Source organism: Mesorhizobium sp. B2-4-3 (assembly GCF_006442815.1).
In the GTDB taxonomy this organism is placed as follows: domain Bacteria; phylum Pseudomonadota; class Alphaproteobacteria; order Rhizobiales; family Rhizobiaceae; genus Mesorhizobium.
This window is the reverse complement of the sequence record NZ_VFVL01000021.1, coordinates 96798-107002: the sequence shown is the minus strand read 5'-3', so window position 1 is coordinate 107002 and position 10205 is coordinate 96798. Positions and strand designations below refer to the sequence as shown.

Annotated in this window: 10 protein-coding genes; 6 read left to right on the top strand and 4 right to left on the bottom strand. The window is 64.7% G+C overall.

The window, feature by feature from the left end; genetic code table 11:
• Positions 1–397 precede the first annotated feature (397 nt).
• Positions 398–1456, bottom strand: a complete 1059-nt coding sequence (locus FJ956_RS19895; RefSeq protein ID WP_140682651.1) for a glycerophosphodiester phosphodiesterase family protein — start codon at positions 1454–1456, stop codon at positions 398–400.
• Positions 1457–1621: 165 nt separating this feature from the next.
• Positions 1622–2836: an acyltransferase gene (locus FJ956_RS19890; RefSeq protein ID WP_140682648.1), complete on the bottom strand. Its 1215-nt coding sequence runs from the start codon at positions 2834–2836 to the stop codon at positions 1622–1624.
• 125 nt (positions 2837–2961) lie between these two features.
• Between FJ956_RS19890 and speB the strand changes: the two genes are divergently transcribed.
• The 4 genes from speB to FJ956_RS19870 all read left to right on the top strand — a co-directional run bounded on the left by speB (position 2962) and on the right by FJ956_RS19870 (position 6265).
• On the top strand, positions 2962–3963 hold the full coding sequence (speB, locus tag FJ956_RS19885) for an agmatinase (protein ID WP_140682645.1): 1002 nt from the start codon (positions 2962–2964) through the stop codon (positions 3961–3963).
• Between the two features lie 29 nt (positions 3964–3992).
• Positions 3993–4925: an N-acetyl-gamma-glutamyl-phosphate reductase gene (argC, locus tag FJ956_RS19880; protein ID WP_140682642.1), complete on the top strand. Its 933-nt coding sequence runs from the start codon at positions 3993–3995 to the stop codon at positions 4923–4925.
• A 107-nt stretch (positions 4926–5032) separates the two neighbouring features.
• Complete coding sequence (locus FJ956_RS19875; protein WP_140682639.1) at positions 5033–5866, top strand: aminoglycoside phosphotransferase family protein; 834 nt, start codon at positions 5033–5035, stop codon at positions 5864–5866.
• An 84-nt stretch (positions 5867–5950) separates the two neighbouring features.
• Positions 5951–6265, top strand: a complete 315-nt coding sequence (locus FJ956_RS19870) for a hypothetical protein (RefSeq protein ID WP_140682636.1) — start codon at positions 5951–5953, stop codon at positions 6263–6265.
• Positions 6266–6268: 3 nt separating this feature from the next.
• Here FJ956_RS19870 and FJ956_RS19865 read toward each other — a convergent pair whose 3' ends face one another.
• Positions 6269–7354, bottom strand: a complete 1086-nt coding sequence (locus FJ956_RS19865) for a COX15/CtaA family protein (protein WP_140682633.1) — start codon at positions 7352–7354, stop codon at positions 6269–6271.
• 152 nt (positions 7355–7506) lie between these two features.
• Between FJ956_RS19865 and FJ956_RS19860 the strand changes: the two genes are divergently transcribed.
• The gene (locus FJ956_RS19860; protein ID WP_042643947.1) at positions 7507–7722 is read left to right on the top strand and encodes a DUF2842 domain-containing protein; all 216 of its coding nucleotides are present in this window, start codon (positions 7507–7509) and stop codon (positions 7720–7722) included.
• A 33-nt stretch (positions 7723–7755) separates the two neighbouring features.
• On the opposite strand, the gene FJ956_RS19855 is transcribed toward FJ956_RS19860, so the two are convergent.
• The gene (locus FJ956_RS19855) at positions 7756–8814 is read right to left on the bottom strand and encodes a polysaccharide deacetylase family protein (RefSeq protein WP_140682630.1); all 1059 of its coding nucleotides are present in this window, start codon (positions 8812–8814) and stop codon (positions 7756–7758) included.
• A gap of 90 nt (positions 8815–8904) precedes the next feature.
• Between FJ956_RS19855 and FJ956_RS19850 the strand changes: the two genes are divergently transcribed.
• The gene (locus tag FJ956_RS19850; protein ID WP_140682627.1) at positions 8905–10134 is read left to right on the top strand and encodes a GNAT family N-acetyltransferase; all 1230 of its coding nucleotides are present in this window, start codon (positions 8905–8907) and stop codon (positions 10132–10134) included.
• Positions 10135–10205 lie beyond the last annotated feature (71 nt).

The following is a 10205-nucleotide window of genomic DNA, read 5'->3' as shown; positions in this document are numbered from 1 at the left end:
TGGCCGGGGAAGCGGTTGCCGCGACCGAGACCGAGGCGGGTGAATGGGCGCTCCACTTCTATGCCCACCCGCTCGGCTTCATCGACGGCCGACACAAGAAGCTGGTCCGCCGCAGTGCCGTTCAACCCCGACCAGACGGCACCGCAGCGGACTCCAACTCAGGGCGAAAACTGTAACCCATGTATCCGGTTCAAAGTGTTACCCATCTATCGGCTGGACACAGGCCAGAGGGGGGCGCTGTCCCGCCGGCATATCCAGCGTTTTCGAGTCAATCACGCTCACATTTGAAGTCACTGAAGATAGTGGGTCTTCGAAGCTGGCGTTCCTTCGCGCCCCCCTCTGGCCTGCCGGGCATCTCCCCCACAAGGGGTGAGATCAGCAGCTTCCACGTCGGCTCCTAATTGATGCTCGCCGTGTGCGCCGGCTCAGCCTGCTTGATGTCCGTGGGATAAGGCACGCGATAACCGTTCGCCGTCAGCCACTCGATCGCCGCTTTCGGCTCGTCGGTCTGGATGATGGTGGCGCCACGGTCGACCCAAAACCCCCAGGCTTCGCGCGGCAGGCTGGCGGCGACGGCGAGCTCGTCGCCGCGCCCGCCGGCGAGGAAACCGCCCGGTTTGTTGACGATGGCGTAGGTGTCGGCCCAGAGGTGCCAGTCGCCGCGGGCCGCCTCCGCCCGCATATGGTTGCTGAACAGCGGGCCGCCGGTCGACGTCAGCGTCTCGGCGCCGTTGCGCCAGTTGATCAATTCGACGGCGCGCGGCGCGAACGCCTTGTCGACCTCTCCGGCGAAAGCTGCATCGTGGACAGCGTCGTCGGCGAGGATCGGCATGAACTGGAAGCCGCCGCCGGCCTTGGCAAGCGCTGCGCTCGCGGCGTCGATGCGCTGCCGGTTCCAGAGGTTCTCCTTGACGATCACCTGGTCGGCCATGCCGAGATCGCGCGCCTCGGCGATCATGCCCGGGAGGTCGGTCACCTCCAGCTTGTTGTCGAGGTTGATCAGGATCCTGTCCCTGGTCGCAAGCAGCATCTCGCGCAGCGTCGACACCGTCTCGTTGGTGACGGCGCCCGTGCCCTCGACAACGAGCCGGCATTTCTTCAACTCGGCAAGCGTGTATTTCACCACCTCGCCCTTGCACGTGGTCGTGCGGTCGAGCCAGCTGTCATGCATGATGACGAACTCGCCGTCTCTCGCGCGCCGGACGTCGACCTCGACGATCTCGGCCCCGGTCGCGATCGAGCCCTCGACCGCAGCCAGCGAATTCTCGGCGTAGAGCGTCTTGCCGGCCTGCATGCTGCCGGCGCGATGCGCGGCGATCATCACATGGTCACGCCACCGATTGGCATGCTCGAAGCGGTCGAGGATTTGGCTGGCCCGGCTTTCACCGGCTAAGCTTTGCCCCGCGACGGTGGCAAGGGCGGCGGAAAAGGCAAGGCTCAGCCAGAGTGTTCGCATCGGGGAATCGCTCCGTTCCGGGTTGGGACCCGGTTAGGCGATGCCCATGACAGGCCGGTGAACGAAGCCGGCTAGTTGTTTGTTGTTTGGCGCAATTCCGGACGGAAGGGCTACGGCGAAGCCGCCGAGCCTAACCGCTTCACACTTTTCCTGGAATTGCTCGGATCAAATCCGCTTGGAAAGGCGGCGGAACCAGGCGAGCGCGGGCATCTCGCCGAATCGCCAGGTGAACCACGACGCGACAATGACGGCGATCAACATGGCGATCAAAGCCGCGAAGCCGATCCAGGGCGAGCCCGCGCCGAAGCCGGTCGCATGGTCGCCGCGCAGCATCAGGTCGCCGACGATGCCGAACCCGAGCTTGCGCTCGATCAGGCCGCCGGCATTGATCATGCGCGCCTGGACGAAGATGTGGACCATGTAGATCGAATAGGAGAGCGAGCCGAGCAGCAGCATCGGCCTGCTGCGCAGCAGGGCGCTGACCCATCCGCCCTCATGGGCAAAGAGATAAAGCGCCAGCGCGAAGACGACCGGCGCCGCAATACCAAGATCGTTGGTGCCAGCAATGGAGACGAACAGCGCGATCCCAGCGATCATCGCCAGCTCGGCCAGCGTCCAGGCGAGGCGCCCTGCCCCGCCGCTCAAGGCCTGTCGCGCCTCTGCAATGGAATCGTGCTGAAACCAGGCAAGCAACGCACCGAGTGAGAAGCCGTAAAGACAGCGGATGAAGCCGAAATCGAAGGACACGTCCATATGACGCGTCGAGACCGCAAGCAGGAAAAGGGGCGCCGTCACCGCGGCGGCAACGAACCATATCCAGGCGCGCTGCCCGGCGGTGAAGACGACGGCGGCAAACAGCAGATAGGTGAAGAACTCGGCCGATATGCTCCAACTCGGCGCGTTCCAGCTCAGATGATCCTCGACGCCCATGCCCTGCAGGAGGAAAAGGTTGGCGACAAGGCTTTTCAGGTCGAAACCTGCAGTGAAGGGCGCAGACCCCGTTCCGTGAAGCGCCGGCAGCACGAGCCGCAGCGCCTCGAAGCCGGCGAAAGCGGCAAGCATCAAGAGATGCAGCGGATAGATGCGGCCGAAACGCACGAGCGCGAACCGGGCAAGGTCGTCCTGGCCGGCGAGCCGGCCGCCATAGGCGCTGGCGATGACGAAGCCGGAGAGCACGAAGAAGAAGTCGACGAACAGATAGGAGCCGCCGACAAAAGCGCTCTGCGAAATCATCGAGGTCGTCGGGAAGTGGAACAGCGCCACCAGCAGCGCGCAGATGCCGCGCCAGGAATCCAGCACCAGGAAGCGCGCGCCGGCCGCCGTGCCGACACGGGTCGCCGCGGGCGCGGATGCAAGGTTGAGCAGAGCCGTCTCAGCCATAATGATACAGATCCTGTGTTGGCGTGGCACTCGCCGAGCGCCGCTTCCTTTGCGCAAGCTGTGACTGGCATGTTGCGTGCCGGTTCTGTAGTTGTGGCTGCCCCGATGAAAGCCGAGGATCCGTAATGGCGAATAACGAGATCGACCATGCCTTCACCGCCCGCGCCAAGACGGGCGCGTCGTTCGAGCCGACCTATGCCGGCGCGCTGTCTTTCATGCGGCGCAAGTACACAAAGGACGTGAAGGGCGCGGACGCCGTCGTGTGGGGCATTCCCTTCGACGCCGCGGTCACCAACCGGCCGGGCGCGCGCTTCGGGCCGCAGGCGATCCGCCGCGCCTCGGCGATTCTCGACAACGATCCGCAATATCCGTTCTCGCGCGACCTGTTCGAGCACCTCTCGGTGGTCGACTATGGCGATTGCCTGCTCGACAGCGGCAATCACCAGAAGACCCCTGGCACGATCGAGCGCGAGGCGGCCAAGATCCTGAAATCAGGCGCGTTCCTTTTGACGCTGGGCGGCGATCATTTCGTCACCTGGCCGCTGCTCAAGGCGCATGCGGCGATCCACGGGCCGTTGGCGCTCGTTCAATTCGACGCGCATCAGGATACCTGGCCGGATGACGGCAAGCGCATCGATCATGGCTCGTTCGTCGCCCGTGCGGTGAAGGAGGGCATCATCGACCCGGATCGCTCTATCCAGATCGGCATCCGCACCCACGCGCCCGACACGTTCGGCATCAAGATCCTCTACGGCCACGAGGTCGAGGAAATGCGCGCATCCGACATCGCCTATGCGATCGTCGAGCGCACCGGCGGCAGGAAGACCTATCTCACCTTCGACATCGACTGCCTCGATCCGGCCTTCGCGCCGGGCACCGGCACGCCGGTGGCGGGCGGCCCCTCCTCGGCGAAGATGCTGTCGACGCTGCGCCAGCTCGGCCAGATCGACATCGTCGGCGCCGACGTCGTCGAGGTTGCGCCGGCCTATGATCATGCCGATATAACAGCGATCGCCGGATCGATCATCGCCATGCACTATCTCGGCCTGTTGGCGGAGCGAAAGGCGCGGCTCGACGAACTGAGCAACGGCAATCATGCGGCAGTAAATCACGCTCACGGCATATAACATTGGAATCGCAAGGAATTTGGCAAGCGATGAAACCGAAAATCTTCATTGACGGCGAACACGGCACGACGGGCCTGCAGATCAGGGCGTTGCTGGCCGACCGCGGCGACCTGGAGATCATCTCCATCCCGACGGAACGCCGCAAGGAGGCCGCCGCCCGCGCCGAATTCCTCAACGCGGCCGATGTCGCGATCCTTTGCCTGCCGGATGCGGCGGCCAAGGAAAGCGTGTCGCTGATTACGAACGACACCACGAAGGTGATCGACGCGTCGACCGCGCATCGCGTGGCCGAGGGCTGGGAATATGGCTTCGCCGAAATGGACAAGGACCAGGCGAGGAAGATCGGCAGCGCGAAACGCATCGCCAATCCGGGCTGCTGGCCGCAAGGGCCGATCGCGACGCTGCGGCCGCTGGTTGCGGCCGGCCTGCTGCCTGCCGACTTCCCGATCACCGTCAACGGCATCTCCGGCTATTCCGGCGGCGGTCGGCCAATGATCGAGGACTATGTCGAAAAGGGCGAGGACGCGCCCGAGTTCCTGCCCTACGGGCTGACGCTGCAGCACAAGCATGTGCCGGAGCTGCGCACCTATGCGAAGCTGTCGCACGACCCGATCATGCAGCCGGCGGTCGGCAATTTCGCGCAAGGCATGATCACGGTGGTGCCGCTTCAACTCGGCGGTCTCGACCGCGTGCCGACAGGCGCCGAGCTTCACGCGGCGATTGCCGACCACTATGCGTCGATCGATGGCGGCGTGGTCGAGGTCGCGCCCTACACGCATATGGAGCGCGTGCCGGAAATCGATCCGGAGGTCTATAACGGCACCAACCGGATGAAGGTCTACGTCTTCGCCAATGACGAGCGGGCGCAGGCGCTGCTCATGGCCGTCTACGACAATCTCGGCAAGGGCGCGTCGGGTGCCGCGGTGCAGAATCTCGACCTGATGCTCGGCATCAAGCATTAGATCAGGATGACGTTTCGTTGAACCGCCATCCTGATCTAACTCTTTGTTGGAGCATGATCTTCTCCGAAAACCGGTTTCCACTTTTCGGATCATGCTCTAGGGCGACGATGCAGGCATTCCCTGGGCGCTGGAAGGTCAGCGCTCCCGAACTCATTGCAGAGACCTTTTCCAGCCGGATCTGGAAGGTGACGCGCGAGGATGGTTCGCCGGCAATCGTCAAGGACCTGAAACCCTTCGACGACGTCGCGGACGAGTTGCGCGGCGAGCATTACCTCGCCTGGCGACGCGGCGAAGGCGCGGTGCAGCTGATCGGCCGCGACGGCAATCGCATGCTGCTCGAATATGCCGGCGACAGATTGCTTTCCGAGCATCTTGCGGAGCACGGCGACGATGCCGCTACCGCGATTGCAGCCGACGTGATGGCGAAGTTGCTGTCGCCGTCCGAGCACACGTCTCCGCCCGACCTGCAGCCGCTGCGGGAACGGTATGTCAGCTTGTTTCGAGCGGCCAAGGTTGACCGGGCCGCCGGGCGAACCAGCCTCTATGTCCACGCCGCAGACATCGCCGAGCGGCTGCTTGCCTATCCGCACGCAGTCCGCCCGCTGCATGGCGACCTCCACCACGACAACATCCTGCTCGGGCCGCGCGGCTGGCTGGCGATCGACCCCAAGGGCGTGCTTGGCGATCCCGGCTTCGACGCAGCGAATATGTTCTACAACCCGCTCGACCGCGACGATCTCTGCCTCGATCCGCGCCGGATCGCGCATATGGCCGACATATTCGGAAGGACGCTCGGGCAGCCGCCGCGCGCCATCCTCGACCATGCGATCGCCTATGGCTGCCTGTCGGCCGCCTGGCATCGCGAGGACAAGAACGCGGTCGACGAGAACCGCGAGTTGGCCGTGGCCGAAGCCGTTCGAAAGGTTCGGTCGCAATTCTGATCGCCGAGGCAGCACCGGCTGCGGTAACCGCCGATTCACCATGATCGGCTATTGATGGAGTCGGCCCTCCTCAAAGGAATTCCCATGGTCAGCGCGATCTCGAGCTCCGTCCAAGCGGTGCAGTACTCCTCGTCAACATCGTCCGACGACGCTGCTCAGGAGGCAGCGCTCGAAAAGCAGATCCAGGCCCTGGAGGATCAGGCAAAGGCGGCTCAGGATGAAGCCGACGCAGCCAGGTTGCAGCAGCAGGCCGCGGCGCTCCAAGCCAAACTCGACGCGCTCAAGGCCGCCGACGCGAAAAAGGCCGATCAAGGCCAGTCGACGACGTCCGCCGCAGCTGCCCGCCAGGCCGAATTCGACAACGAGCCGAGGACCCAGTCGCACCTGTTCACGATGTGACCGTCAGCTTCTGACGACGGCCGGCAACGGGTAAGCCCCCTTGGTGCCGCGCCAATGCGCGGCGGCGAAGCCGAGCAACACAAGCGCGATCGCCTGATGCGTCAATGCCATGTGCAGCGGCACCTGCATCAGCAATGTGCCGATGCCGATCGAGGCCTGGACGACCACCAGCGCGAACAGAAGCGTAGCCCGGCGGGCATGGGTGGTGCCGGGCTGGCGCCGCCGTGTCGCGATCATGTGCCAGAGCGCCACGACAAAGACCGTATAGGCGCCCAGCCGGTGGACGAACTGCACCGTCTTCGGATTTTCAAAGAAGTTCAGCCAGGCGGGCTTCATGAGAAGCAGATCGGACGGGATCACCTTTCCATCCATCAGCGGCCATGTGTTGTAGGAAAGGCCGGCGTGCAGTCCGGCGACCAGCCCGCCAAGATAGATCTGGATCAGCGCCAAAAGCACGATGAAGCCGGCGAGCCGCTGTGTCGAACGGTCGGCGGCGGGCTCCGAATGTGGCGCCAGCCCGCGCGCGACCACCATTGTCGCCGTGAAGATCAGCGCGGCAAGCGTCAGGTGCGTCGCCAGCCGGTATTGACTGACCGAGACGCGATCGACCAGGCCGGAAGCCACCATCCACCAGCCGATGGCGCCTTGCAGCCCACCAAGCGCCAATATGCCGACGAGCTTCAGCCCAAGGCCGCGTTCGATGCGGCGCGTCGCCCAGAAGAACAGCAACGGCAACGCAAAGACGACGCCGACGCTGCGCGCCAGGATGCGATGCGCCCACTCCCACCAGAAGATCGACTTGAAGTCCTCGACGCTCATGCCCTTGTTGATCTCGGTATACTGCGGGATCTGCTGGTAGCGCTGGAACTCCTCCTGCCACTCGGCGTCGTTGAGCGGCGGGATGACGCCGTGAATCGGCTGCCACTCAGTGATCGACAGCCCCGAGCCGGTGAGCCGAGTGGAGCCGCCGACAAGCACCAGCGCGAACAGCACGAGCAGCACGACGTAAAGCCAGCCACGCACCAGTGCGCGGTTCTGGAGGTCGCGGCCTCGGGCGGCATAGGGGGCCGTGGCGGTGATGGCAGCCATGGGCGTTTTTCCGGTGGTTGAAAGGCTGAAGTGGTGGACCAAGGCCGCCCAACTGGCAAGACCGGACAGCGCGGCACGCCGTCGCGCCGGGCCGCGACGGTTGCGCGCTTTCTTCATTCGGCCTAAGCGGGGCGGGCCAACGGAACCGCGACATGCCCATTCGCCTGAAAAAGCTGATCGGAACCATATTGCTGGTGGCGCTGGTCATCATCTACGCGCTGATCGCGTCGGCCGTCGCGGTCACCAGGCTCGCCGAATACGGGCCGACGGCGCATCTCCTGTTCTTCCTGCTCAGCGGCTTTCTCTGGGTTCTGCCGGCCATGGCCATCATCAAATGGCTGATCATCGAGCCACGCCCGAAGGGCTGATCCTCGCCGGCGCCAGGCAAGCGCGAGGCAGGGCTAGACCGTAACGACCATCTTGCCCGCATTGGCGAGCGGCGTCGTGATGCCGGACAACATCGTGCGGATATGCGCAAGGCTCTGATAGCGGCCATTGACGGAGATGCGCGGCAGCGCGTGCAGGAAGCCGGCATGCTCGGCGCGCAGCACACCATGCCGCGTGGTCACCGCCGAGGCATAGCCTGCGTCGCGGGCAAAGCCCACCTCGCGGCAGCCGACGGCGCTGGCATAGCCATAGGGGTAAGCCAGATGACGCGGCTCCTCGCCAAGCCTTTCGGCGAGGATGCGGCGGACGTCGCCGATCTCATGGCGCGCATCGGCTTCGGACAGCCGCTTCAAGTTCCGATGATTGACGGTGTGCGCGCCGATGGTCACCAGCGGGTGCGCGGCCATGGTGCGAAGCTCATCCCAGCTCATCAGGGTGCCTGAGCGGCCCGAGCCGGTTTCGAACCCGTTCGAACGGGCGAGCTCGCGCAGCGCCGCGCCCTGCTCGTCCTCGGAGACTTCCGACGTCAGCCAGGCGTTCAGCCGCGCGACGGCCTGGATCTTTCGGCCTTGCGTCGAGCAGTCGATCGCCGTCGACTTGCCCCCGATGGTCAGCGTCAGGCGCGAGCTGGTGTCGACGATGTCCTCGATCACATCCCACCAGAGATCGATGGCGCCGTCGATCAAGCCGGGGGCGACATAGATGGCGATCGGCGCGGCGTGCCTTTCCAGGATCGGAAGCGCCTCGGTCATGTTGTCGCGATAGGCGTCGTCGGCGGTGATCGTGGCGAACTGGCCGCCTTTCCCGCCCGTCTTGATGCGTTCGATCGCTTCATCAAGGGAAACAAAGGCATAACCCTGCCCCTTCATGTCCGAGATCAACCTGTTGAGGAAGGTGGGAGCGATGTTCAGATGCCGATTGACGCTGTTCGGCTTCTCCGGCGTCGCGGTGACGCGGTGCAGCATCAGGATAGCGCCGATGCCGCCGACAAACGGCCGTGCCAGGGGCGCGAGGCCGGAGTAGCGGGCAAGGTTCAGCGCCAATTTCCGGATTGCATCGCCCCCGTCGATCATTCCTTCACCTTTTGCGCCTAGGCTTATTCAAGCACGACATTCGCCTATGCGAACCCCAGGTTGCAACCAATACGTCTTAAGGATTGAGGGATGGTTGACGCCACCGCGTCATTTGACGGCAATCGGGTCGCGGCCAACGAGGCTTCCGCGCGCCCGGTGCGAGCCGACCAGGACCGGTGGACTGCGACCGCAAGCGACGGCGCCGGCGTTGCCGACTACGTGCAATTCTGCGCCTCGGCGCTGTTTGCGCCGGCGCAAAGCGCATCCTGGGTGAGCAACTGGGCGGCCTCGACCGGCGCCGACATGGTTGTCGCGACGCTGTCCTGCGATGGCCGCCCGGCGCTGTCGCTGGCCCTGGAGGTCGTGGGACGCGGCCCGTTCAAGGTTGCCCGTTTCGCCGGCGGGCGCCACGCCAACGGCAATTTCGCCGCCGCTGACCCGCGTTTCCTGCCTGCCATCGATGGCCGGGCGATCCGCTCGATGCTCAAGGCAATCGCGCGGGCGCGGCCGGATATCGACCTGGTCTCGCTGGAAAGGCTGCTATCCGACCTCGACGGCGTCGCCAACCCGCTCGCCGCGCTGCCTGGCTTCCCAAGTCCGAATCTCGCGCTCGCGGTCGATCTCGACGGCGGATTCGACGCGCTCTTGTCGCGCGCGAGCGGCAAGCGCAAGCGCAAGAAGCACCGCTCGCAGACGCGCAAGTTCGAGGCTGTCGGCGCCTTCCGCCGCATCGAGGCGCAGACTCGCGAGGAGGTCGACAGGCTGCTCGATGCCTTCCTCGAGATGAAGGAAGTGCGTTTCGCCAAGATGGGCATCGCCAATGTCTTCGGCGACAGACAAGTGCGCGACTTCTTCCGGACGCTGTTTACCGACGCGCTGACGGAGGAAAAGCCGTCCTTCCTGCTGCACGGCCTGGACGTGGCGGGGAAACTGCGTGCGGTCACCGGCTCCAGCCGCTCCGGCAAGCGACTGATCTGCGAGTTTGGCGCCATCACCGAGGACGATCTCGCCTTCACCAGCCCCGGCGACTTCCTGTTCTTCGACAACATCCAGGAAGCTTGCGAGCTCGGCTTCAAGGTCTATGACTTCTCGGTCGGCGACGAGCCTTACAAACGGCTATGGTGCGATCTCGAGATCCAGCATTTCGAGGTGCTTGCGCCGCTGACATTGAAAGGCCGCGCATTGGCGACGACGATGCGGCAAGGCGCGCGCGCCAAGGCCTTCATCAAGAACAACCCGACGGTCTGGAAGCTGACCAAGATGCTGCGCCGCAAGGCTGCCGGTCAGGCAGCACCTGCCGCAGCCGAGGACGACAGCTAGGCTGGCAAGAGTCGCACAATCGCCGTCGCGTTCCGGGGCGATGCGGGCAAACGGGCCGAGACCCAGAGGAC